Source organism: Ensifer adhaerens, assembly GCF_013283195.1.
GTDB lineage: Bacteria > Pseudomonadota > Alphaproteobacteria > Rhizobiales > Rhizobiaceae > Ensifer > Ensifer adhaerens_G.
The window spans coordinates 312319-336800 of record NZ_JABEKT010000002.1 but is presented as its reverse complement, the minus strand read 5'-3'; the positions used below and the strand labels follow the sequence as shown (position 1 = coordinate 336800).

23 protein-coding genes are annotated in these 24482 nt (G+C 62.0%); 6 read left to right on the top strand and 17 right to left on the bottom strand.

What is annotated here, in order from left to right; genetic code table 11:
- Position 1: 1 nt before the first annotated feature.
- The 4 genes from LPJGGPFB_RS18085 to LPJGGPFB_RS18070 form a co-directional block, all read right to left on the bottom strand.
- Positions 2-1066 carry a substrate-binding domain-containing protein gene (locus LPJGGPFB_RS18085; protein WP_234902929.1) on the bottom strand — a complete coding sequence of 355 codons (1065 nt, stop codon included), beginning with the start codon at positions 1064-1066 and terminating at the stop codon, positions 2-4.
- A gap of 65 nt (positions 1067-1131) precedes the next feature.
- Entirely contained in the window at positions 1132-2190 is a 1059-nt protein-coding gene (locus LPJGGPFB_RS18080) for a substrate-binding domain-containing protein (protein ID WP_210264520.1), read from the bottom strand.
- Between the two features lie 35 nt (positions 2191-2225).
- Positions 2226-3485: a M20 family metallopeptidase gene (locus tag LPJGGPFB_RS18075; RefSeq protein ID WP_173421340.1), complete on the bottom strand. Its 1260-nt coding sequence runs from the start codon at positions 3483-3485 to the stop codon at positions 2226-2228.
- Positions 3482-4696, bottom strand: a complete 1215-nt coding sequence (locus LPJGGPFB_RS18070) for an ROK family protein (RefSeq protein WP_173421339.1) — start codon at positions 4694-4696, stop codon at positions 3482-3484. Before LPJGGPFB_RS18070 ends, LPJGGPFB_RS18075 begins: the two co-directional genes overlap by 4 nt.
- 334 nt (positions 4697-5030) lie before the next feature.
- On the opposite strand from LPJGGPFB_RS18070, the gene LPJGGPFB_RS18065 reads away from it, so the two are divergent.
- Entirely contained in the window at positions 5031-5882 is an 852-nt protein-coding gene (locus LPJGGPFB_RS18065; RefSeq protein WP_173421338.1) for an alpha/beta fold hydrolase, read from the top strand.
- Positions 5883-6010: 128 nt separating this feature from the next.
- On the opposite strand, the gene LPJGGPFB_RS18060 is transcribed toward LPJGGPFB_RS18065, so the two are convergent.
- The 4 genes from LPJGGPFB_RS18060 to LPJGGPFB_RS18045 all read right to left on the bottom strand — a co-directional run bounded on the left by LPJGGPFB_RS18060 (position 6011) and on the right by LPJGGPFB_RS18045 (position 10156).
- A complete protein-coding gene (locus LPJGGPFB_RS18060) occupies positions 6011-6184 on the bottom strand; it encodes a hypothetical protein (protein WP_158556168.1) in 174 nt (57 codons plus the stop codon).
- A gap of 115 nt (positions 6185-6299) precedes the next feature.
- On the bottom strand, positions 6300-7565 hold the full coding sequence (locus LPJGGPFB_RS18055) for a glycerate kinase type-2 family protein (RefSeq protein WP_210264553.1): 1266 nt from the start codon (positions 7563-7565) through the stop codon (positions 6300-6302).
- Between the two features lie 194 nt (positions 7566-7759).
- Positions 7760-9082, bottom strand: a complete 1323-nt coding sequence (locus LPJGGPFB_RS18050) for an MFS transporter (RefSeq protein ID WP_173421336.1) — start codon at positions 9080-9082, stop codon at positions 7760-7762.
- A 147-nt stretch (positions 9083-9229) separates the two neighbouring features.
- Entirely contained in the window at positions 9230-10156 is a 927-nt protein-coding gene (locus LPJGGPFB_RS18045) for a LysR family transcriptional regulator (protein WP_173421335.1), read from the bottom strand.
- 431 nt (positions 10157-10587) lie between these two features.
- Here LPJGGPFB_RS18045 and LPJGGPFB_RS18040 point away from each other — a divergent pair, with 431 nt between their 5' ends.
- The 3 genes from LPJGGPFB_RS18040 to LPJGGPFB_RS18030 all read left to right on the top strand — a co-directional run bounded on the left by LPJGGPFB_RS18040 (position 10588) and on the right by LPJGGPFB_RS18030 (position 13890).
- Positions 10588-12378 carry a methyl-accepting chemotaxis protein gene (locus tag LPJGGPFB_RS18040; RefSeq protein ID WP_173421334.1) on the top strand — a complete coding sequence of 597 codons (1791 nt, stop codon included), beginning with the start codon at positions 10588-10590 and terminating at the stop codon, positions 12376-12378.
- A gap of 62 nt (positions 12379-12440) precedes the next feature.
- On the top strand, positions 12441-13400 hold the full coding sequence (locus tag LPJGGPFB_RS18035) for an HD-GYP domain-containing protein (RefSeq protein ID WP_173421333.1): 960 nt from the start codon (positions 12441-12443) through the stop codon (positions 13398-13400).
- Between the two features lie 103 nt (positions 13401-13503).
- Entirely contained in the window at positions 13504-13890 is a 387-nt protein-coding gene (locus LPJGGPFB_RS18030; protein ID WP_173421332.1) for a YciI family protein, read from the top strand.
- A 71-nt stretch (positions 13891-13961) separates the two neighbouring features.
- Here the strand turns inward: LPJGGPFB_RS18030 and LPJGGPFB_RS18025 are convergent, their stop codons facing one another.
- Positions 13962-14672, bottom strand: coding sequence for a YczE/YyaS/YitT family protein (locus tag LPJGGPFB_RS18025; protein WP_173421331.1), 711 nt, complete (start codon positions 14670-14672; stop codon positions 13962-13964).
- 167 nt (positions 14673-14839) lie between these two features.
- The gene (locus LPJGGPFB_RS33605) at positions 14840-16567 is read right to left on the bottom strand and encodes an amidohydrolase family protein (protein WP_210264519.1); all 1728 of its coding nucleotides are present in this window, start codon (positions 16565-16567) and stop codon (positions 14840-14842) included.
- Positions 16568-16760: 193 nt separating this feature from the next.
- Here LPJGGPFB_RS33605 and LPJGGPFB_RS18015 point away from each other — a divergent pair, with 193 nt between their 5' ends.
- Positions 16761-17663 (top strand): LysR family transcriptional regulator, encoded by a 903-nt coding sequence (locus LPJGGPFB_RS18015; protein ID WP_173421329.1) that lies wholly within the window; start codon positions 16761-16763, stop codon positions 17661-17663.
- 21 nt (positions 17664-17684) lie between these two features.
- Here the strand turns inward: LPJGGPFB_RS18015 and LPJGGPFB_RS18010 are convergent, their stop codons facing one another.
- The 4 genes from LPJGGPFB_RS18010 to LPJGGPFB_RS17995 all read right to left on the bottom strand — a co-directional run bounded on the left by LPJGGPFB_RS18010 (position 17685) and on the right by LPJGGPFB_RS17995 (position 20648).
- Positions 17685-18143: a MarR family winged helix-turn-helix transcriptional regulator gene (locus LPJGGPFB_RS18010; RefSeq protein WP_173421328.1), complete on the bottom strand. Its 459-nt coding sequence runs from the start codon at positions 18141-18143 to the stop codon at positions 17685-17687.
- A gap of 20 nt (positions 18144-18163) precedes the next feature.
- Entirely contained in the window at positions 18164-19306 is a 1143-nt protein-coding gene (locus LPJGGPFB_RS18005; RefSeq protein ID WP_173421327.1) for an Acg family FMN-binding oxidoreductase, read from the bottom strand.
- A gap of 130 nt (positions 19307-19436) precedes the next feature.
- Positions 19437-20000 carry a GNAT family N-acetyltransferase gene (locus LPJGGPFB_RS18000; protein ID WP_173421326.1) on the bottom strand — a complete coding sequence of 188 codons (564 nt, stop codon included), beginning with the start codon at positions 19998-20000 and terminating at the stop codon, positions 19437-19439.
- Between the two features lie 9 nt (positions 20001-20009).
- Positions 20010-20648: an FMN-binding negative transcriptional regulator gene (locus LPJGGPFB_RS17995; protein ID WP_173421325.1), complete on the bottom strand. Its 639-nt coding sequence runs from the start codon at positions 20646-20648 to the stop codon at positions 20010-20012.
- A gap of 74 nt (positions 20649-20722) precedes the next feature.
- Between LPJGGPFB_RS17995 and pdxR the strand changes: the two genes are divergently transcribed.
- The gene (gene pdxR / locus LPJGGPFB_RS17990; protein ID WP_234902928.1) at positions 20723-22201 is read left to right on the top strand and encodes a MocR-like pyridoxine biosynthesis transcription factor PdxR; all 1479 of its coding nucleotides are present in this window, start codon (positions 20723-20725) and stop codon (positions 22199-22201) included.
- Between the two features lie 14 nt (positions 22202-22215).
- Here pdxR and LPJGGPFB_RS17985 read toward each other — a convergent pair whose 3' ends face one another.
- From LPJGGPFB_RS17985 to minD, 3 genes are all read right to left on the bottom strand, one after another.
- The gene (locus tag LPJGGPFB_RS17985; protein ID WP_173421324.1) at positions 22216-23316 is read right to left on the bottom strand and encodes an NAD(P)/FAD-dependent oxidoreductase; all 1101 of its coding nucleotides are present in this window, start codon (positions 23314-23316) and stop codon (positions 22216-22218) included.
- 79 nt (positions 23317-23395) lie between these two features.
- On the bottom strand, positions 23396-23659 hold the full coding sequence (gene minE / locus LPJGGPFB_RS17980) for a cell division topological specificity factor MinE (RefSeq protein WP_077501524.1): 264 nt from the start codon (positions 23657-23659) through the stop codon (positions 23396-23398).
- Positions 23656-24471 carry a septum site-determining protein MinD gene (gene minD, locus LPJGGPFB_RS17975; RefSeq protein WP_173421323.1) on the bottom strand — a complete coding sequence of 272 codons (816 nt, stop codon included), beginning with the start codon at positions 24469-24471 and terminating at the stop codon, positions 23656-23658. The genes minE and minD overlap by 4 nt, the downstream gene beginning before the upstream one ends.
- Between the last annotated feature and the right edge of the window lie 11 nt (positions 24472-24482).

Here is a 24482-nt window from a genome sequence, read left to right as displayed (position 1 = left end):
ATCACTTCAACGCATCGGCGATGGTCGCGGGTACGTCCTTGTTGAGGGACCTCTTCCAACCGTCGGCAACGGTGTCCTTGGTCACGGCCAGCGAATCGACCACCAGGAACGGTTGCGACGGCTTGCCGACCAGAGAACCGGCAGCGGCGCGGGCGACTGTCACGCCAATTGTGTAGGCCTCGTCGGCGACGAGCGCGGCGACATTGCCGCCCTTGACCATGTCGAGAGCCGCGGGTTCATTGAGATCCAGGGTGACGATTTTCGTATGTGTGTTCCCGGCACCCCGCAGGCTCGACAGAACACTGAGCGCGGGCTCCGCCCAAGTGACGTAGATGCCGTCGAGATCCGGGTTCTGCGTGATCATGCCCTGCGCGATCTCCTCGCTGCGGGCCGGGTCAGCCATGCCGGCTTCGGCGACGATCTTCATCTCGGGATAGTCCTGCCCGATCGTCGCCTTGAACGCGCCATCGCGCTGATTGGTGACGTAGAAATCTGCGTCGTGATAGATGTAGCCGATCTTGCCCTTGTTGCCGAGCGCCTGGGCCATGGCAATTGCAGCCTTGTTGCCCATCTGGAACAGGTCGTCCGAGACGATCGTCACATAGTCCTTGCCATGCACGTAACCGGCCGGAGAGTTGTCGACAAAGGCGAGTTTGGTGCCGGCTGTGCGCGCAGGGTCGTAGACGACGGCTGCGGTTGCCGGATCCACGGGCAATGAGACGATAATCGAAGGTCTTTTTGCAAGAACCGTCTCGACATCAGCCTTCTGTCGGGCGGCATCGAAGCCCGCGTCGGTCTGCGCAACGACCTCGATGCCAAGACGCTTGAACTCGTCCTGCGCACCGTTGTTGACGGCGTTGGTGTATTCGCTCATCTCGTGCCAGACGAGCGCGGCGGTAAATTTTCCATCCTTGATCTGGGCTTCTTCCGCCGCGGTCAGTGACACGCTTGCAGCCGGTGTCGGCTTTTCACCGTGCGGACCCGTGGTGACGCCATCCGCGGCGTAGGCACTCGTCGTCGCCCACATCGTCGCTAGCAGGGCCAGCCTTGTAACTTCCTTACGCATCGATCTTCCTCCCTTAAGACAGATCCAGCGACCCCGGCGGCGGCAAGCGACGCCGGGGTCGAGAGTTATTTTGCAGCGTCGAGCACGGACTGCGGCGCATCGCGATTGAGCGACTGCTTCCAGCCGTCCGAGACGTTGTCCTTGGTGACGGTGAGAGCGGGAGCGACGACAAAGGCAGGCGTCGGCTGACCGAGCAGCGACTTCAACCCTGCGGCAGCCATGGCGCGGCCGAGTTCATAGGCCTTGTCGGCCACGAGCGCGGTTACGCTGCCGCCCTTGACCATGTCGAGCGCAACCGGTTCGGCCAGGTCAAGCGTAACGATCTTGGTCTTGGTATTGCCGTTGGCACGCAGCGCCGACAGGACACCGTCGGCAGGCTCTGCCCAGGTGACGTAGATACCGTCGAGATCCGGGTTCTGCAGCAGCATCGCGCTTGCGAGTTCCTCAGCCCGCGCCGGATCGGATATGCCTTGCTCGGCGACGATCTTGATATCGGGATAGTCCTTCTCGATCGTCGACTTGAAAGCCTGATCCCGCTGGTTCGTCACATAATAGCTCGCGTCATGAAAGATGTAGCCGACCTTGCCCTTGCCGCCGATCCCCTTGGCGAGCGCATCGGCCGCCTGTTTGCCCATCTGGAAAAGGTCGTCCGTGACGATCGAGGCATAATCGGTTCCGTGGCTGTAACCGCTTGGCACGTTGGACAGGAAGACCAGCTTGGTGCCATCCTTGACGGCCTGGCGGAACGCTTCGGCTGACGTGACCGGATCGAGCGGCAGGGCGAGGATGACATTCGGCTTGGCAGCCAGCGCCGTTTCGATATCGCTGCGCTGACGGGCTGCGTCAAAGCCGGCGTCGGTGGTTACAGCCACCTCGACACCCGCGCGCGTGAACTCGTCTTTTGCGCCGGCTGAGACGGCATTGGTGAAATCGGACGATGTGTGCCACAGGAGCGCTGCCTTGTAGCCTTTGCCGGTCAATGCGGCGATGTCGGCGTCCGACAGCGTCACGTCCGCGCTCGGCGTCGCGGCTTCACCGGATGGCCCGACCGTCTGGGCATTGGACGGGCTGGCGGCGAACATCAGCCCTCCGGCAATCGCCGCCGCAATGATCTTTTTCAGCATGCTCTTTCTCCCTTTTCTCCTCTAGGGGTGGCAGTTCAAACGGTCACGCCGCAGTAGCGGGCGATGAACGCGGCAAACCCGACGACGCCGGCGAGGTATTCCTCCACCTCGACCCGCTCCTCGTACGTATGGCAATTGCGGATATCGCCCGGCGCGCAATAGACCGCCGGCACCCCGAGACGATTGACGAAGAACGGGGACTCCGACCAGAACGGCGCGCCCTCGATCACACCTCGCCCACTCAGTGCCTCGGCCATCGACGCCGACAGCAAACCGACCTCGGCACGGCCTTCATCGATCTCGGCCGCCGTCCCGCCGAGCGCGTGGTCGCGGCCCGCCGGATAGGCGAACTCGACCTTGATTTCCGGATCGGTGATTGCGGAACGGACGGCCGCTTCGATTTCGGCTGCGGCCGTATCCAGGGATTCGCCCGGCAGAAGCTTGCGGATCAGCGACAGCGTGCAGCGCTCGGGCACGGCGATATATCCGCCGCCGGCCAAACCGGTGATCAGCAGGAAACTGCGCCCGACAAGCTTGTGTTCGGCGCGGGCGGCGACCTCGTCGGAATGTTTCCACAAGGCGCTCATCGCCGCGTGGCTGGCGCGCAGCGCATCCTTGCCGAGTTCGGGCACGCCGAAATAGGCAGATTTGCCGGTGATGGTAATGTCGGCGATGAAAAAGCCGATCTGGGCCGGATAGACCGAGAGCCGTGTCGGCTCGACATAGACGACGAAATCGGGCCGGGCGATTGCGCCCGCCTCGATGCGCGAAACGAGATCCTTGATGCCCGCCGAGACGCCGGTATCGGGCTGACCACTCTCTTCATCGCCGATGAAGGCGAAGGCGACATCACCGCGGAGGTTTATCGATGCCTTGTCCAGCAACGAAAGCGCCGCAAGCGAGGCGGAGATGCCGGCCTTCAGGTCACCCGAGCCACGCCCCCAGACCGCGCCGTCGATGATCGGCGCAGCGAAAGGGTCTTCGCGTTCCGTGCCAGCCCAGTGCTCGCGCCATCCGTCGACATGCACCGTATCGGTATGGCCGACAAACAGCAGCCGAGGACCATCGCCCGCCCCCTTCCGTTCGCCCCATATGTTCGGCCGACCCGGCAGGAATTCCGCCGTCTCAAGGTTGTTAAGGCCAAGGGCCGACATTTTTTCGCGCAGATAGGCAACGAAGTTGGCCTCGTTGCCGGTGATGCTCTGGCGCCCGATGGCGCCGCGGAAAAGCGCGATCGCCGCATCGCGATCCAGAGCCTCCGTCAAGCGGGTGACCAAGTCGTTCGGCACCGTCATCGTACAGCCTCCTGCAGCGCGGTCATGCTGGCCCGCGGCAATGAAATCCGGCCGTCCGGCGCATCGACGCCGAACAAGGTGTTGTGCAATTGACCAAGGCCGATGGCAGCAGCCCCAATGATGGCCGCGCGCGATCCGAGCTCCCCCGTCTCGACGTTGACGGGATAGGGGAAGCATTGCGGCAGAAACGCCTTGACCCGTTCGAGTATCTCCGGCCTGAGGCCGATCGAGCCGCCAAGAATGACTTTTTCCGGGTTGGCAATTGCGGCGATCGCGCCGATGCCTCGAACGAGGTAACGGGCCGTTTCATCCAGAACGGCGAGCGCCGCTTCGTCGCCATTCTGCGCATTCTCGAATATCGCCGGCACGCTGATGAGCCTGCCCGAGAGCGCGGCGTAGCGATCCGCCATGCCATGCGATGCGACGGCGCGCTCGAATGCGCCCGTTCGCAGCGACTCCGCCTCGAACGGATCGGCGCCAAGCGGAAGAAACCCAAGCTCGCCTGCCGCGTTGATGGCACCGCGAACGAGTTGCCCGCCGACCATCAGGCCGCTGCCGACGCCGGTGCCGAGCGCGACATAGGCCAGGTTGTCGATGCCCTGGCCCTGGCCGAGCCAGTTCTCGCCCAGCACCGCCAGATTGACGTCATTCTCGAGCATGGCGTCGAAACCGAACGCACGCTCGAAGGCCGCGACCACATCCATCTTGTCGAAGCCGGCAATATTGGGGGCAAGCAGAACCCGCCCGGTCTGGGCATCCGGCGCACCCGGCACGCCGACGACCGCAAGACGGATCTTGTTGCGAGCAATTCGCTGGCGTGAGGCCGCCTGAAAGGCGAGCTGTGCGATCTGGTCGACGATGAACTGGCCACCGCGCGGATCTGTCGGCTCGGTATCTTCGGCAAAAATCTGGCAAGCCAGGTCGGTGATCGCCACCCTCACCTTCGTACCGCCGAGATCGACCGCGACAATGTAGGCGGCATCGTAGACCAGCTCGTACGTCACGGCCGTGCGCCCGACATGGCCACTGGTTCGGCCGGTCTCCTTGACCCACCCCTCCAGCTCGAGCGCGCGCACGATTTCCGAGATCGTCTGCTTGGACAGACCCGTCTGCTTGGCGATCGAGGCGCGGGATATCGGCCCACCCTGAACAATGGCCTCCATGACGGAGCGCTGAGAGAACTTTCTGGAAATACGAAGACTGTCGCTCACGGCATCCTCTTTAATTCGTTCTGTTACCGAACTTATTATCAGGTCGGACGTTTTGTCAAATGTTTTGCGCAGGTGTCAGCGCAAGCCGCATCATTTCTGTCGCGTCAATCCATGCACCGCGGGCCGAGGTGATGGCACGAATGCCCCGTTTTTATCCAATCTGTCTCTCGTGAAGAAAATTCGGACGCCTTAGTGTCTGCCCATGCCGACGGTCGGTGTCGCAAGGGAGACGAAGATGGAAAGCACGTTGGAGATCCATAGGATCTGCAGACGCCAGTTCCTGCTTGTGGCAACAGCCTTGGCCGCGACGGGCACAATTTCGAGGAGTAACGCCATGGCCGAAGTAAAATCAGAGAAGATCGTCAGCGCCAATGGCGTCACGATCGCCACGGAGGCCTTTGGCGATCCGGCGGCGCCGCCGGTGCTTTTGATCATGGGCGCGATGGCTTCGATGTTGTGGTGGCCGGATGCATTCTGCCGCAAGCTGGCGGCAAGCGGTCGCTACGTGATCCGCTACGACAACCGTGACACCGGGCTTTCGACAAAGTATGCCCCGGGCAATCCGCCGTATTCGATGGACGACATGGCGGGCGACGCGGTTGCCGTGCTCGACGCGTACGGCATCGCAGCCGCCAACATCGTCGGCATGTCGCTTGGCGGCATGATTGCCCAGATCGTGGCATTGTCGAACCCGGCGCGCGTGTCATCGCTGACGCTTGTCAGCACGACGCCGATTGGCCTCGGACTCGAGCTCCCGCCGATAAGTGCGGCCTACATGGAACACGCCGCCTCAGCCGAAAGCCTCGACTGGTCGGATCGGGCCCAGGTGATCGATTTCATGGCCAGGGATGCCCGTATAATCGCGAGCACCGCACACCCCCATGATGCGGACCGGATCCGTGCCTTCATCGGGCGGGACTACGACCGTTCGGGCGGGCTGCTCTCCGCCACCAACCATTTCATGCTTCAAGGCGGAGACAGCATCAAAGGCAAACTCAAATCGCTCAAAGTGCCGCTCCTGGTCATTCACGGCACCACCGACCCGATCTTTTCGGTCGAGCACGGGATGGCGATTGCCGACGCGGTGGCCGGCTCCGAATTTCTCCCGATCACCGGCGGCGGCCACGAACTTCATGGCGACGATTGGGGTATCATCCTTGCTGCCATCACACGGCACACGACGTAAGAGAGGCATGCCTGTCGTCATTTTCTTGGCAGCACGCAGGGTCGAACGGTTCGTGTGCTGCTCTCCCTCGCGCTCGTTCTGCGTAGCCAAGGGCAGGAAGCGAGCAATGCTGTTGCCGCCGGCAGCCTTCAGCGGCAACGGGTCCTGTTGCGGGCAATGTCGCGTCGGATTTCCTTCAGCGTGTGCCGCAACTCTGTGAGGGTGCCATCATCGCTCATGGCAGTGCTGGTGCACTCGAGAAGATCGAGCTTGAGCTCCAGCTCATCGTGCCGTTCGATCAGTCCGGCCAAAATTCGAGACATGCGCATGTCATACCCATCAAACGTCGACGCCGCCGCGGGCGAGCGCGGACGTCAGGATTGCTTCGCAGTCTGCGATACCGTTCCTGTGCGACAGTTTGTTGAAACGTCAGGCCTTTCACGCGAAGTCCTCTGCCTGAATAAGCACGGCACGGAAATCGTTGACGTTCGTCCTGGTCGGGCCGGTGACGATCAGATCGCCGAGCCGTTCGAAGAAGCTGTAGGCATCATTGTTGGCGAGATGTTCGGCAGCGTCGAGACCAAGCGCCTTTGCGCGCGTCAGTGTATCCGGCCGCAGGATTGCACCGGCATTGTCCTCCGACCCGTCAATACCATCGGTGTCGCAAGCCAGCGCATGGATACCCGGGCAACCTTCCAGGCCCACCGCCAGCGCCAGCAGGAACTCGACGTTGCGGCCGCCCCTGCCCTTGCCGCGCACGCTGACCGTCGTTTCTCCGCCCGACAGCAGCAAAGCGGGGCCGGCAATCGGCTGACCGAAATCGCGGACCTGCCGGGCAATCGCGGCATGGACGGCGCCGACATCGCGCGCCTCGCCTTCGATGCGGTTGCTGAGAATGAGCGGCGCGAGCCCAAGTTCCCGCGCCTTTTCCGCCGCCGCCTCCAGAGCGTGCTGGGCTGTCGCCACCACCGTAACCCGGTTCGCGGCATTCGGTGCTGTCAGCGAACGTACACTCGGTGCAGTCAGCGCGGTCCGCACAGACGGCGGCACGTCAATTCCATATCTGTCCAGAATGGTCAGAGCGTCGGCGGACGTGCTGGCATCGGGGATCGTCGGACCCGACGCAACCACCGCCGGATCATCGCCCGGCACATCGGACAGCACCAGCGTCACGATCCGCGCAGGCCCGCACGCCTCCGCCAGCCGTCCGCCCTTGATCGCCGACAGATGCCGGCGGACACAGTTCATCTCGGCGATCGGCACACCGTTCAGCAGGAGGGCGCGGTTGATCGCTCGTTTTTCGGCAAGCGTCACGCCTGGCCGTGGCATGGAAAGCAGGGAAGAGCCGCCGCCGGATATGAGACACAGGACCAGGTCGTCCGGCCCGAGCCCGCCGACACTCTCCAGGATGCGCCGCGCCGCATCGGCGCCCGCCTCGTCGGGAACCGGATGCCCTGCTTCCACGACCTCGATGTGCCGACAGTCAGCGCCATGGCCGTAGCGCGTAACCACGAGGCCTTCGAGATCGCCGTGCCAATTGGCTTCCACCGCCTGGGCCATCCGTGCCGCCGCCTTGCCGGCGCCCACGACCACGGTGCGTCCGTTGCGCGGCGGGGCTGGAAGAAACGGCGGCACGACAAGCAGGGGATCGACCGCCGCCAAGGCGGCCGCGAAAACTGCGTTCAGGCAATTGTCGGGTGCCATGCGCGGCACCAATGCCGCCCGGCTTCTTGCGAACTGGATATGCGGTGCGGCTGTGCTCATCTGGCGTCTCCCACGGTTTTGCAGACGTTGATGGAATACCGGCGGCGTGTTTCACGAGCGCCGGATTTAGGGTTGGGACTGTCGGACCATACTCCCGGTCGGCCGTCGTCCGGCGCGACCGGGTTAGGACCGCATCAGCGTTGCATGGTCTTCGGAATGAAGGCGATGACGCAGACCGCGCCGATGCAGAGGCTCGCCGCCAGGGCGTACATTCCGGCATCGGTGCTGCCCGTGGCGTCGCGCACGGCACCGATCAGGTAGGGACTTGCGAAGCCAGCGAGGTTGCCGATGGAGTTGATGATCGCAATGCCGGCCGCGGCGGCCACTCCCCCGAGATAGCCGGTCGGCAGCGTCCAGAACAATGGCAGCGTGGTCAGAATGCCGAGCGTTGCCAGCGACAGGGCTGCAAGCGACAGCGGAATGCTGCTGATGACCAGCGTCGAAAGCAGCAGTCCGATCGCGCCGATCACTGCGCAGACGGCGATATGCCAGCGGCGCTCACCGGCCAGATCGGAATTGCGGCTGATCAGAACCATGCCGACGGCAGCGACCGCATAGGGAATAGCGGTCAGGAAGCCGACTTCCATCACATCCTTGGCGCCGGCATTCTTGATCAGCTGCGGTAGCCAGAAGCTGATGCCGTAAAGGCCCATGATGCAGCAGAAATAGATGCCGGACAGCAGCCAGACCTTGCCGTTGCGGAAGACCGAGCCAAGCGTCATCGCCTGCTTCTTGCGATTGTCATTTGCAAGGTCGGCCTCGATCAGGGCCTTTTCCTCATCTGAGAGCCACTTTGCGCCACGCACGCTGTTGTCGAGATAAAACAGCACGAAGACGCCGAGCAGGACACTCGGAATGCCTTCTAGCAGGAACATCCATTGCCAGCCCGCCCAACCGTTGACGCCGGCGAATTCCTGCATGATCCAGCCCGACAGCGGTCCGCCGATCACGCCGGCGAAGGCGATGCCGGTCATGAAGGTTGCAACGATGCGTGCCCGACGCTCGGCAGGGAACCAGTAGGTCAGATAGAGGATGACGCCCGGGAAAAAGCCCGCTTCGGCAACGCCGAGCAGGAAGCGCAGCACGTAGAACATCTCCGCCGACGTGACGAACATCATCGCGGCCGAGATAATACCCCAGGTCACCATGATCCGGGCGATCCAGGCCTTGGCGCCAACGCGAGAAAGAATGATGTTGCTCGGCACTTCGAAGACGAAGTAGCCGATGAAGAAGATGCCCGCGCCGATGCCGCAGACCGTGTCGCTGAGCGAGAGGTCGGACATCATCTGCAGCTTTGCAAAACCGACATTGACGCGATCAAGGTACGAGGCGACGTAGCAGATGAAAAGCAGAGGTACGAGGCGCCAGAACACCTTGCTGTATACGGCATTGGCCTTGGCGGCGCGGTCGGGCTGCAACGAACGCGCGTCCGCTGCGTAGGCAGTTCCTTCTTGCATGCTATCCTCCCAGATATAGGCCACGGCTCCCACCGTGGATGTCAATGAGCGAGGACTAACAGCGGCCCTTCGGCAGTTCCAATCGCATTTCGGAATTGCGGCAATTCCGAAACGGAATGAACCGGAATTCCTCATCTATCTATCTGATTATATTTCCTGTTTTTCAGCGCCAAGGCTTACTGACAGGTTAACACTTTCTTCAACCATGCTCTCGAGTACGTGGAGCATGGTGGCAATCGGCGCATCTGTCTTGCGGTTTTCGAGGTAGATGAACGACAGGGGGCAGAGCGGAATTGCACCGTCCCACATCACCAGTTCTCCATTGTCGACATCGCCTCGCGACACCTCTTCCCGCATGAGACACAGTCCCACACCGCTCTTGACGAGGCTGATCATGGAGGATTCCTGATCGACCTCGATCGCGGCCGCGGGCGGCGCAACCCCGGCATCCGCAAACAGGTCGTGCAGGATACGATGCTGCGAACTCTGCGTGTTGGGTCCCACCCAGGGAAGCCCTGCCAGATCCTGAAGCGTCGCACCGTTCAGCTGCGGCACCCAACTCGGCGGAGCGATGACAACATAGACCACCTTGCGAAGCTCGAGCGCGCCCATGCCGGGCGCCTCGACCCGTCCAAGATAGTAGCCGGCATCCAGATCGCCTGCGGTCACCTGCTGCGCAATTTCACCGGAGATCCCGTGCTTGAGCTTCACCTCGATCATCGGGTGCCATTGCAGCATGCGGGCAAGAAACTCTCCGAGCCGCAGCGATTCCGGATCGACGATGGTCCCCAGCTTCACCGTTCCGGCGACCTCGCCTCTGAGCTGTGCCGCCTTGTTGGTCAGCGCCATGGCCGAGCTGAGGGTGACTTCGGCAAGGTGAAAGATCTCCTTGCCGCTTTTCGTCAGGAACACGCCTGCCGGTGTCCGCTCGAAGAGCGACAGCCCCAGTTCCTCTTCGAGCGCCTTGATATGCTTGGAAACGGCCGGCTGACTGACATGAAGCTGCTCGGAGGCGCGGGTCAGATGCTGGCAGCGCGCAACGGCAAGGAACGTTCTGAGCTGGTATATTTCCATGAGGGCCTACCTGGAACACGCGTGAGACGCTGGATCGATGGTCGCGGGATGGCCGTTGGCCGCCGCGCGCTCGCCATTGCTTTGAGTTCAGCTTTCGCCCGCCGAAATCAACTGCAACGAAAGCAGCCTTCGCGCGCCCGTTCAAGCCTGACTTTGCACGCGTTTGCGTGCATGGAAAGTCGATCGCAACCCAAGATTTTCGACCGATAAAGAATCGGAGCGATCTTTCGATCGTCGTTTCTGGATTAACGCAGCGTTAATTTGTGAATGCAAAATATAGCCAGGCAAAATCTGGGGGTTACACATGCGCATGATGCGCCGATGGCAATCCCGGTTGCGATGATGTGCGTTTAGCTGTGCGGCAGCTCTCTCTTCGAATGAGAGCTGGCGTCGTCACGGCTGCAGGTCGTACTCTACAAAGGACATTCAAGATGAAACGTTTTTCGGTTGCCTTCGGCTCCGAGGCCAAGGCCGTGCGCGATGCTATGTCTCGCTCCCAGGCGATTATCGAGTTCGACCTCACCGGCCGGATCCTGGATGCGAACGCCAACTTCTGCGCCGTCTTGGGCTACGAGCTTGGGGAGATCGTGGGGCAGCATCATCGGCTCTTTGTCGACCCAGTCGAAGCGGCATCGGCCGACTATAGCGCCTTCTGGGCAAAGCTTGCCCGCGGCGAATTCGACCGCCGGCAGTACAAGCGCTTCGGCAAGGGCGGCAAGGAGATCTGGATCGAAGCGTCGTACAATCCGGTCTTCAGAGGGGGCAAGCCCTACAAGGTTATCAAGCTTGCAACCGATATCACCGAATACAAGCGCAGGAGCGTGGAAGATGCCGGCAAGCTTGCCGCACTGTCGCGAGCGCAGGCTGTTATCGAATTCACGACATCAGGTGAAATCCTGACCGCCAACGAGAACTTCCTGGCGACACTCGGCTACACGCTATGCGAAATCCAAGGCAGACACCATTCGATGTTCTGCGACCCGGCCCACACCACCAGCGAGGCTTATCGCCGCTTCTGGCAGAGGCTGGCCAGCGGCGAGTTCGTGACCGACGAATTCATGCGGCTCGGCAAGGGCGGCCGCAAGGTGTTCATCCAGGCGTCCTACAATCCGATTTTCGACGTGAACGGCAAGGTGTTCAAGGTGGTGAAGTTCGCAACCGACGTCACCGGTCGTGTCAGCAACGTGGAAGTACTTGCCCGTGCGCTGCAATCCCTCTCCGATGGCGACCTGACGCAAACCCTGGATACGGCGTTCATCCCGACACTCGATAAGCTGCGGGTGGATTTCAACACAGCCGCTGCCAAGCTGAAGAACGCCATGCAGACCGTCGCCGACAATGCGAGCGCGATTGCAGCTGGCGCGCAGCAGGTTCGCACTGCCTGCGATGATCTGTCGAAACGCACGGAACAACAGGCGGCATCGGTCGAAGAAACGGCCGCGGCACTCGAAGAGATCACCACCACGGTTAGCGATTCCAGCCGGCGCGCGGAAGACGCTGGAGAGCTGGTGCGCAAGACCCGCGAGAACGCTGAACAGTCCGGCTCGGTGATGCGCAGCGCCGTCGAGGCGATGGGACGGATAGAGAACTCATCGGCAGAGATCTCCAACATTATCGGCGTCATCGACGAAATCGCATTCCAGACCAACCTGCTGGCGCTCAACGCCGGCGTGGAAGCCGCCCGCGCTGGCGATGCCGGCAAGGGTTTTGCCGTCGTGGCGCAGGAGGTGCGCGAACTCGCGCAGCGCTCGGCAAAGGCCGCGAAGGAAATCAAGGCTTTGATCACCGCATCCAACGGGCACGTGAAAAGCGGCGCGACGCTTGTCGGGCAGACGGGAGCCGTGCTCGAAGAGATCGTCACGCAGGTCCTTGCGGTCAATGGCAATGTCGGAGCCATCGTCGACGCATCGAAGGAGCAGGCGACGGGATTGAAGGAGATCAATCAAGCCGTCAACGTCATGGATCAGGGCACGCAGCAGAACGCCGCCATGGTCGAGGCGTCTACCGCGGCCGCGCGTCGTCTGTCGAGCGAAGCCGACGCCCTTTTCCAGCTCCTCAGTCAGTTCAATATCGGCGCGAACACGGCGCCCCCGGAAGCCGTCCGGGGGGGCGCAGCGACCCTGTCGAAACCTGCCTTGCCCCCTGCGCACAGTGCGGCTGCGAGAAGGACTGCGGCCGGCCGTGGCAACGTAGCACCTGCGAGCGACTGGGCAGAATTCTGATCATATCCGAGGTTCGCACCGGCCACCCCGTTTCATGATTTGAAGAGCAATTCAGGAGAGGTATGCACAAGCGAATACGAAGACATCAGGTCCGGCTCGGGATGTTCGTCGAGGAGCTTGAAGGTGGAACCACCGCAGCGGGTCTGCGGCGCGGCTTCCTGTTGAGCACGGAGCAGGAGGTTGATCGTGTCCGCGCCAGCAATGTTATCAGTGTTCTCATCGACGTGCAGAAGGGTTGCGACATTGCCGGCCGAACACGGGACGCGCCGCCTTTCGGCAATGCGGCCCTGGGCACGATAACCGCTGCCGAAAACAGAGCGGTTTCGCGAACGATCGATCAGACGAAACACCTGCTCGCGGGCGTGTTTACCGATGCCCGCATGGGCGGAACGGTTGCGCTCGGCCAAGCGGAAGAAGCCGTCGAGAAAATCGCTTCGGCCGTGGAGCACAACCCGATCGCCTTGATCGGCATCAGCCGCCTGAAGAAGAAGGACGAATACACCTTCCTGCACTCGATCGCCGTCAGCGGTTTGATGGTCCATTTTGGCCGCTGGCTGAAGCTCGACGAACGAGCTGTCCAGATCCTGGGGTTGAGCGGGTTGCTTCACGATATCGGCAAGCTGCTGCTGCCGAAGGGGCTGTTGAACAAGACCGAACGGCTCGACGATCAGGAGATCGCGCAAATTCGCACACACACCCGGCGCGGTTACGACCTGCTCAGCGCCAATGGCGACGTCCATGAGACTGTGCTGGATGTCTGTCTTCATCACCACGAACATGTCGACGGTGGCGGCTACCCCGACCGTCTTCGCGGCGACCAGCTCAGCATGCCCGTCCGGATTGCTGCCATTTGCGACGTCTATGATGCCATGACCACGCTCCGGCCCTACAAGCGTGCGTGGACGCCTGCCGAGACGGTTCAGATGATGTTTGGCTCGAGGGGCCATTTCGACCGCGAACTTCTCTGCGAATTTGTCGAAAGCCTCGAACCGTTCCTTCGGCTGAAATCTGCAGGCCCATAGTCTGCGCGCCGATCCCACCATATAGTCGCGGCGAGGCTCATCCCGGACAGCATCTCACGGTCGTCTGGCTGAGCAGACAAAGGGCGCAGAAGGGAGCTGCTATATGTACTACGCCATCCTCGCCTATCACGAAGAGGGAGTGGTTGATTCCTGGTCGAAGGAAGAAGACGCCGCGTTGATGACCGACCTGCTCCAGGTCAACGATCGTCTCGTGCGCGAAAAATCCTTAGGCCCGGCAGCACGGCTTGGCCCCACGGAGCGCGCGGTGACGCTCAGAGGCAAAGGCGAAGGCGTCGTCATCGATGGCCCCTTTGCCGAAACCAAGGAGCAGCTGCTCGGGTTTTACGTCGTCGACTTTCCAACGCTTGAGGCAGCCGTTGCAGCTGCCCGCGAGCTGCGCCGCGCCAACCCGACTGCGGTCTACGAAATCCGGCCGGTTTCGCTGTATCTTCCCGGTACGCCACTGGGATCAAGCGGGCAAAAATCGTAAGCTATAACTTACGGAAAGAGACAGGGCTCTCCGGCTTGGAGAGCCCTGTCTGCTGCGCCTGCGGACCTATCCTACTTGGCGGCCGGCTCGAGCCTGTTCGATGAAGGAGCGGCTTTTCTCGCCTGCATCTTCTTGTAGAGGAAGAAATAGAGCCTGATGTACTGGCCGACCAGGACTGCGTTCAGCACCGTGCCTTCGCGGATGAAGGGGATGTCGGCCAGGAAGGCGAGACCGATGCCGGCCGACACGACCAGCAGCGCGCAGTCATAGCCGGTCTTGATATTGCCCCACTTCCAGCCCGTCCGCTTGCAGAGCGTGTTGACGAACATGTCCATCGGCATGAGCACCAGATTGGCACGGATCATCAGGAACAGGCCATAGGCCAGCGCCGCATCCGCGAACACCAGAAGGGCGACTTTCGCATAGTAGATGTCGAGCTTGACGAACTCGGTCATGCTCAAGTTGAAATCAAGGAATACCGCGAGCGCAAAGGCCGGAAGCAACGAGGCAAAGCTCTTCAGCTTGAAATCCGACGGCAGCACCAGATAGGTCAGTGTCAGCATGACCAGTTCGGTGATGAAATTGTAGGTGCCCTGGCTCAAGGGCGGATAGACCAGCGTCATTGTCCGCGTCAGGCTGCTCAGCGGCGACACGCCGATACCGGCCCGGATCGCCAGGCTGACCCCAAAGGTCAGCACGTAAATGCCCACCACATACATGATCCATCGCCGGGTCAGGCTGCCGGTATCGACGATTTCGGCCTCGTCCGTCTTCTGTGCCATTGCTCATTATCCTCCCAGATTATCCTGATGCCTTTTCGCTACCGCCATTTCAACGGCTGCGGGCATGTCGCGTCATGATTTCGTGGATGCCACGGACTCCTCCCGGTCGATCCACGCCCCTCGTCGACAGGCGCCGCAGCGCCTGCCTCGTTTCTCTCCGTCGGCCGTCAGGCCATCAATCGGAACCTGTGCAGCGAGATGAACAGGCTCAGAAGCTTGTTCACGACCGGCTCGCCTTCATTGCGGTTGCCCATCTCCTCAAGGGCCGCATCGATGGCGCCGGCAGCAGCAGTCAGTTCGGACACGCTCATGTTCGCCATCACGCCATAGATCTCGAGCGGCATGACGGCCTTCTCGACCCTGTCCTCCGTGACGATGCAGGCTCCGGCATAGGTGTCGACCCGCTTGAGGCAATGGCACATTTCCGCGCTGTCCTTGCCGACGACGACGAAGTAGGGCTTTGGCGCCGGCCAGAAGGTGGCAACCGCGCCGCGGTCCACGTGAACGCCCTTGAACAGCCCGTTGACCACATGGCGCTTGCCATCGGCATAACGCTGGACCACCGACAGCCGGCTCAGTGTCGCGCCCTCATACTCGGCAACGACCTTGCCGTCCCTTAGCGGCACCCAGACCTCCTGGTAGAACTTTGCATGTCCGCGACCGTAGACGTCGAAAAGGTAGACCTTGGCCTGGCTTCCGTCTTGCGAGACTTCCAGAGGCACGATATCGAGCTGATCCGCCGTCAGGTCGTCAAGCCCGGGCACACCCTGCTTGCACATGCCGGAATAATCGATGTCGGCGTTCTTCAGCAGCTTGCGATCCCTGGCGACCAACTCGCCATCCTTGAAGACGTAGAGCGGGTTGATCTGCGACAGGCTGTCGGTCAAGACGATGTCGGCAAACCGGCCGGGCGTGAGCGAGCCGATCTGGTCTTCCATATGGAACGATCGGGCGGTGTTGTAGGTCGCCATCTTGATTGCGTGGATCGGGTTCAATCCCATCTCGGCGCAGAGCGAAATGATCCAGTCCATGTGACCCATGGTCAGCAAGCGCTCGACGGAGATGTTGTCCGTGCACAGCATGAAATTGTCAGTCGGCCACTTGCGGTCGACGATGGCGCGCAGCAGGATCTTGATCACCTCGCTGCTGCCGACGCCAAACTTGATGTGCGTCGGGAAGCCGTAGCGAATGCTCTTTTCGATGTCCTTCTCGTTCCAGACGTCGTGATTGTTCGACACGCCGATCGCCGGCAGATAGTTCAGCACCATGTCGGAAAGCGCGGTCACGCCCCAGTGGCCGTTCATGAAGCCGCCCTTGGCGCGCACCCAGGCCGCCTTGCGGAAATCGTCGTCATCGCCGGAGCTGTACGTGAAGTGCTCGAATTCGCCGAGGCCGATGACCGGCTCCATCTGCAAAACCGCCTCGGTGACGGACGCCGCCGTCTTCTTGCCCGGTGCAAAGGCATAGAGCCGATAGGGCAGCTTGTCGTAGTCCTTGAACAGGCTTTCGGCCGCCTTAACGCCCTCATCACCCGCCGCACTCAGGAGATCAAGGCATTCGGCATAGATCGTCGTCGTGCCGCAGGGAACCATCGCCTCGGCCAGTGCCGTCGGATGCGCCAGCTGGGACTCGAAATGGATGTGGGCGTCGATCAGGCCGGGGATCGCGTAGAGCCCCTTGCCGTCGAAAACATCCTTCACCTTCAGGATGGCCTCATCGGGATTGAGCGCAACGATGCGCTTGTCATAGACGAGGATGGATCCCTGATAGACGGTTTCGCCGTGAACATCGAGGATGTTGAGGTTCTTCAGAAGAAGATCTGCCTCCTTCTTTCCATTCAGGATATCAAAGATGGCGCGCACTTTGTCGTAGTGCACGGCTTCGGTTTTGTTCACGCGTCTTTCCTCCACTTGCAAGTCTCGTCGGCATGGGCAGAGCCAGGTGTTCAAGCCCTCCTGGGGCAGCGCCCGCGCCGATCTCTCCTCGTTGTCGAAGGCCATAAGAAGTTATTGCACCGCTTCCGAAAAGCAGTATTTTCTGCGCGCAGCGTACTCTTTTCGAGATCGCTTGAATTGGAGGAGACCGGGCATGTTGCACTCGCGCGTGCTGCGCTACATTGACGAAGTCGCCCGCTCGGGTTCCATCCGCGCCGCCGGCGAGCGGCTGAACGTGGCCGCGTCGGCAATCAACAAACATGTGCTGCAACTGGAGGAGATGATCGGCGAGCCGCTGTTTGAAAGGCTGCCAAGAGGGTTGCGGCTGACGCCGGCCGGCGAAATTCTCGTCGCGCATGTGCGCCGGACGATCAAGGAGTACAGCCAGGTCGAGGCCGAGATCCGCGACCTGAAGGCGCTCCAGAGCGGCGAGGTGATCATCGCCACCATGAACGGCCTTGCCGGCGGCATCGTGCCCAAGGCGGCCGCCAACTTCTGCGCCCGCCATCCACGCCTGAAAATCTCGATCCGGGTGATGTTCATTCATGACATCGTCCAGGCTGTTGTCGACGGCGAGGCCGACCTCGGCCTCGCCTTCAACCTGCCACCCACGCCGCAACTCGAAACGCTGTGGAAGATGGACACCCGGCTCGGCGCAGTGGTCTCGCCCGAACATCCGCTCGTCGGGCTCGACTCGCTGCCGCTCGCCCACTGCGAACCCTATCCGCTGATTTTTGCCGACAAGTCGATGCTGATCCACGGCATCGTCGCCGATGCCTTCGCCAATGCCGGGCTGACCGTCGAGCCGGCGTTCCTGACCAACTCGATCGAAGCGATGAAATGCCTTGCCGCCGCCGGCGACGGCATCGCCTTTCTCAGCAAGTTCGACATTGCCGAGGAACAACGCAATGGCGTGCTCACCTATCTGCAGATCCGCGACCGTACCTTTGGAAAGAACGTGCTTTCCCTCGTCCAGCGCGAAAAGCGCAGCCACGGCCTTGCCACATCGATGTTTGCCGAGGAAATCATGCGGGCGTTGCGGGCGACGACGGAGTGACGGGCTGCCGGGCCGGCGCTGTCAATCGCCGCTTGGGCGATTGGTTCGCTCGGCGTCGAGGATCTTGCGGACCCGCTGCAATGTGGGAAGGCTCGATTCCAGTTCGGCGCGATCGAAAAGCGATGCGACGGTTGCCATCGCGGTTGTTACCTCGCCGATCGCTTCCAGGCGGAACGCCCTCCCGGCTGGCGTCAGAAAAACCTTCTTTGAACGGCCATCCCTGGGGTTCGAGCTGATCTGCACCAGCTCACGTTTCTCCAGCACCGACAAGGTGTGCGTCATCGTGGCCTTCGTCACCTGCATGGCATTGGCGATCGCCAAGGGCGTACTGCCGTCGCCCACGCGGTAGAGGTGGTTCAGCGTCGCAAAGTGCGAACTGTGCAGCCCATCGGGAAGGTGGCGATTGAGGAATGCCTGGGACAGCTGGCTGACGATGCCGATTTCATTGAAGAACGTAAAGATAAGGGTGTCGTCGTCCAAGGCCTATGCTCCAGCCGCGTTCAGATGATCTTGGCATCCAGCGGCCATCTCGGGCTGGGCTCAACCGGAGCAGCATAGCCGAGCCGGCCCAGCATTTGAACGGTCCCGCCTTCGGGCGACAGCATTTTGTGCGCCTGCCGGTAATACCAGCCCATCTCAGGGAATTCCTGCAGCGTCTGGCTGAGCGGCTGCAGGCCTGCTCCAAGGGCGGTGGCGGTGAGATTGATCCGGACCCAATCGCGGCCGGCGGCAATCTGCTCGGCGCGACTGTTGCCCGGTGTCGTCAGCCAGACATGCGCCATGGCTGTGTCGGTGTTGGCGAGCAGTGCGGCCCGTCCTTGCGCAAAGGCGGTGGACGTCGTGTCGAGTGCCTGCTCGCGGCTCAGTTGCCCGATTGCCGCGAGGCCATCGAAAAGCGGACCGCCGAGGTCGATGCCATCAGGGTTGGCCTCGATTTCGGCCTTGCCGATCCTCAGGAGATCGACGCTTTCCCTGTAGGTTCGCTGCGTGTTGATCTCCAGTTCCAGGGCCGCATGGGTCATTTCCCTCAGGGTCGCCACCACGGCCGGATCGTTGCTGGATCCCGCCAGTGCGCCATGGCGGACGGATGCACCAAGGGCGCCAAGCACCTCCCCTGGCACGGGTTTGGTCAAATCGAACGGCTCCTTCAGCGACCGACGCCGCAAAATCTGTTCGAAGAGGGGATCAACGCCGATCGTCGGATCCCGCACGAAGCGGATGACGGCGACGGGACGGGCGTCGAGCGCCTGTGCGTCGCTGCCTTCAGGAAAGAGGGAAACGTCCAGCCTGTAATTCTGCGTGGAGGCGGCAATGGCCATCTGCTCGATGAAGCAACCGAGCCCGATGGTGATCTGACGGTTGTGGGGGTCTGTCTCGGGCAGCAGGCGGGTCGTGTCGACATAGAGCGTCACCTGATCCTTGACCCCGAGATCGACGAGCCACGGTTGCCGGTTGTGCGGATTGGGCGCCAGGATCGCGTAGGATAGCGCCCGGCGCCGCGGCTCCTGGTCGGGCATTCCAGCCACCGTCCACGGCGCCAACGCGCGATCGGGCCTGCGGGTCAGCAGGAATGCCGTGGATGCACCGACAGCCGCCAGGACGACACCACCACCCAACACGGCCAAAAACTGTCTTCTCTTCATGTCTCACCCCATTTAGTTTGACATCAAACCAAATAGTACGACATCAAACTAAAGTCAATCGGAACAGCCGTTGAAGAGAAGCCTTCACATGTTTGGGGCGAGAGGAAGCCAGACCACCGTCAGAAGCGGATCAGATGCCGCCGGCCTTGGCCGCAACGACCCGGTCCCAATCATCCTGTTTCAGGCGGAAACACATCCACGGCGATGGCGTACCCGACAGGTCCAAGGTCGCGTCGTAGACATGTTCCGCACCGAGCTTTGCCGTCGCCTTTTGCGAGCGAATGTTTGTCGGCGCGATATGAAACCAGACATCGCGATAGGCGAGAAAGGCATGGCCGAGCATCAGCCGTTTCATTTCGAAATTGGTGCCACCACCCCAAAATGCGTTGTTGAGGAAGGTGAAGCCGATCGAGATGCTGTCCGGCATATCGGGGGCGACGTAGTAGCGCGAGCATCCGATGATATCGCCGGACTGCCGGTCGATGGCCACAAGCGTCGCTCCGCTTGCCAGCAACGTGGCGAAGTAGGGTTCGAATTTTTCCCGTTTGTAGCGATCCGTTGCCGGATGTCCTGCCCACACCGCAGGATCACTTGCGGCCGAATACAGCCCCTCGAGATCGTTTGGCCCGAGCGGCCGGAGATGAATGGCCGCACCACGCAGTGTCGGCTGCGGATTGAAATCAGGTCTGAACATGCATCTGTCTCACGATGAGGATGGTGGAACGGGGATCATCCCCGCAATAGCGCGGTCAAAATCGCGATGGCTTTCCGCAAGGCCGTTCCTGACGCCCACCCGGTCCGCTTCTGAACGGTTCTGGCTGAGCTTGCGCTTGCCGGTCAGGTGCGTGATCGGCATTCGGATCCCGACGATGCCACGCAATTGCGCGGCGATGAATGCCGGCGGGGCATCGCTGACGGCCCATGGGTTTGCTGCTCCCCCCTCATGGAGGTCTGTCAGCCGCGTGACGACATCGAGCAGCCGGGCCGGATCATCAAAGAACTCCACCGGGCCTTTTGCCTGGACGGCGGTGTAGTTCCAGGTCGGAACGACCTTTCCATGGTCGGCTTTGGTGGCATACCAGGCCGGCGTGATGTAGGCGTCGGGGCCCATGAAGACGGCAAGACCGTCGCCTATGACCGGTTTCTGCCATTGCGGGTTCGGGCGGGCGAGATGGGCGTACAGCGTGCCGCCGTCGCCCTCTCCGGCGTCGAGAAACATCGGCAACGGTGTCGCCACAGGGCCTTCAGCCGTCGCGGTGATGAAGGTGGCGATGCGGTATGCCCGCATCATCGCGTGGATTTCACTGGTGTCGTCGACCACAAAAGCTGGCGGCGTATACATCGAACTCTCCTTGAACTCGGCAGAGCATCGGCGTTAACTGGCACAAGATAAACATCCAGTTTCGGAGATTTTCATTGGGCCAGTTGGATGATGGGAGACCAAGACGCACGGGCGCCGCCCGCCGCATCTACCTCGATCTGCGCGATCAGATCGGCGCTGGCGTTTACGCCCCCGGCGACCGGCTGCCATCAAGCCGGACGCTCGCGGACGAACTGGGCGTATCGCGCACAACGGTCACGGCCGCTTTCGACCAGCTCGTCTCCGAGGGCTACGTGACCAGCCACCAGGGCGCTGCATCCGTCGTCTCCGACATGACCAGGCCCGGAACGTTGCGTGGGAGACAAGTTGAGCATCGTTTGCCGTTGCCACTATCCGACTATGCCGCCCGTCTGATGGAACTTCCGATCCACTATCCGACGCGGCAGAAGGGGCTGGAGTTCGATTTTCGCTACGGCGATATTGCCTCCGCCGACTTTCCGACGCTCCTGTGGCGACGGGCGATGAATGCCGCGCTGCTTCGCCGCCGCGACAGCCTTTCCTACGAACATCCGGCCGGCTCCGCCGCCCTGAGACAGCAGCTCCAGGGTTACCTCTGGCGGGGGCGCGGCATTCGCTGTGACGTCGACCAGATCATCGTCGTGTCGGGCTCGCAGCAAGCGCTCGACCTCTGCGCACGCGTTCTCGTCAATATCGGCGATCGCGTCATCCTGGAGGACCCGTGCTATGCGATGGCACGCAACGTCATGGCCGCCGCTGGTGCCGACATCGTTGCCGTATCCTGCGACAATTCCGGGCTCCTCGTCGAAGAATTGCCACATCAGGAAAAATCGGCTCTCGCCTTCGTGACGCCGAGCCACCAGTTCCCGCTGGGCGGCGTCCTGCCCCAGAGCCGGCGGGATGCGCTGCTGCAATGGGCCTATTCGGTTGGAGCCTATATCGTCGAGGACGACTACGACGGCGAGTACCGCTACGACGTGAAGCCGATACCGCCCTTGTTTCAATCGGATCAGGATCGGGTCATCTATATCGGCACGGTCTCCAAGACGCTCTCACCGACTCTCCGGCTCGGCTATCTCGTCATTCCCAGGCCACTGATCAACGTGTTCACACGATGCAAGCAGCTTGCCGACCGCCATAGCGCGAGCCTTGAGCAGGAGGCGCTCGCGATCCTTTTGGACACCGGGTCATACGAGCGACATGTCCGCAAGATGCGCCGGTCCAATGCCGAACGCCGCGCCGCCCTGATCGCGGCGCTGACATCATGCTTCGGTGAAAAGATCGACATCGTCGGCACATCGGCAGGGCTGCATGTCGTGGCCTGGTTCCGCAACATCGGTGCGCGGCATGAGGCGCGGCTGATCGAAATCGCCAGAGCCGCGGGGATCGGCATCTACCCCGTGTCGCCGCTCTATCTCGAGCGCAAACCCGTCGTCGCCGGTCTGGTGCTCGGCTATGCCGCGCTGACACCAGAAGAACTGCGCCAAGGAGTCGAAAAACTGGCATCGGCCATCGACAGTTTTGCGGCACGCGCGCGCGACGAAAACAAGGGGTGAACGGAACAACGACGCTAGGTTTCCGCCACAAGCCTCGCGAGCGCCAGAGATGCGGTGAGGCCAGGCGATTCGATGCCGAAGAGGTTGATCAGACCGGGCACCCCGTGCACGCTTGGCCCTTGCACGACGAAATCCTGGCTTGCCACTTCGGGCGGCACGATCTTCGGCCGGATACCGGAATAGGCCGGCACCAGTGCGCCGCCCTTCAGATCGGGGAAATAGCGGCGGACACCGGCATAGAACGACGTGGCCTTCGCCGGATCGACGTCATAGTTCAACGTGTCGATCCACTCGATATCGGGTCCGAAGCGGACCTGACCGGCCATATCGAGCGTCAGATGAATGCCGAGACCGCCCTTAACCGGCACAGGGTAGATCAACCGCGAGAACGGCGCCTTGCCGACATGCGAGAAATAATCGCCCTTGGCATAATATTCCCTCGGCACGAGTGCTGGGGGCATCCCCTCGATCAACCGCGCCAGCTTCGGTGCGGCGAGACCCGCGGCGTTGACGAACAGGCGGCACGCCAGGCTCACCGGCTCGGCCCCGCCGACATCCACGACAACACCGCCATTGGTAACCCGGCCACGCTCGACGGGGCTGTTGAGTGCCAAAACCGCGCCGGCATTCTCGGCGTCGCCAAGCAGCGCCATCATGTAGGCATGGCTGTCGATGATGCCTGTCGACGGCGACAGCAATGCGCCTGTCGTGGCGAGCGCAGGCTCGAGACTGCGGGCGTCCGCAGCCGAGATCTGGCGCAGATCCGTCACGCCGTTTTCCGTCGCCCGGGCGGCGATAGTAGGCAAATGCAGCAGTTCGGCAGCCGAGGTCGCGACGATCAGCTTGCCGCACTGCCGGTGACCAATGCCGCGTTCGCGGCAATAATCATAAAGGAGAATTCTGCCTTCGACACACAGTCGCGCCATCAGGCTGCCGGGCGGGTAATAGATGCCGGCGTGGATGACCTCGCTGTTGCGCGACGATGTCCCGCTGCCGATGCGATCGGCCGCTTCGACGAGGATCACCTCGCGGCCGGCTTGCGCCAGCGCACGCGCGACGGCGAGGCCGATGACCCCGGCGCCCGCAACGATGCACTCCACTTGCTCGACCGACATGGCAGACCCCGATACCGGCGCGCATCACGGATGACGCGCGCCGCAAGGACGATGCAGTAGCACGGAACCGGCAGAAGGGTCAGGCCGCCCGAGCGCTTGCCGCGAGCGGGATCTCGATGTCGACTTCCAGCGTCGTCACGTGCTCGCCGCGGTCCATCTTGACGGTGACCTTGTCGTCGTCGATCTGAACGTGCTTGGAGATGACCGCAAGGATCTCTTCCCTGAGGATCGCGACGAGGTCCGATTGGCCGACCGAGGCGCGCTCGTGGGCCAACAGCACCTGCAGCCGTTCACGCGCCGTCGGGGCCGAGGTCTGCTTTTTGAAGAAACGGAAAATGCTCATGCTGCCCTCCGTCCGAAGATCTTGCCGAACAGGCCGCGCTTTTCACCCGGGATGGTCATCGGCACGGCTTCGCCGGCCAGCCGGCGGGCGGCGTCGAGATAGGCGAGCGCCGGGGCGGACTTGCTGTCGGCAAGCGTCACCGGAGCGCCGATGTTGGAAGCCCTGAGCACGTCCATGCTCTCGGGCACGATGCCGAGAAGCGGGATCGACAGGATCTCCAGCACATCTTCAACCTTCAGCATGTCGCCACGCTCGGCGCGCAGCGCGTCATAGCGGGTCAGCAGCAGGTGCTTCTCGACCCGTTCGCCGCGCTCAGCCTTTTCGGTCTTGGCGTCGAGCAGGCCGATGATCCGGTCGGAGTCGCGAACCGAGGAAACTTCCGGATTCGTGACGATGACGGCCATGTCGGCATGGCGCATGGCAAGCGTCGCGCCGCGCTCGATGCCGGCGGGGCTGTCGCAAATGATCCAGTCGAAGTGCTTCTTCAGGTCGTTGATGACCCGCTCGACACCCTCCGGTGTCAGGCTGTCCTTGTCACGGGTCTGCGATGCCGGCAGCAGGAAGAGCGTGTCCAGGCGCTTGTCGCGGATCAGCGCCTGCGGCAGCTTGGCGTCGCCCTGAATGACGTTGACCATGTCGTAGACGACCCGGCGCTCGGCACCCATGACGAGGTCGAGATTGCGCAGGCCGACATCGAAATCGACGACGACGGTCTTCTCGTTGCGCTGCGCGAGCGCCGCGCCGAGAGCAGCGGTCGACGTCGTCTTGCCGACGCCGCCTTTGCCCGATGTAACAACAACTACTTTCGCCATCTTCCGCTCCT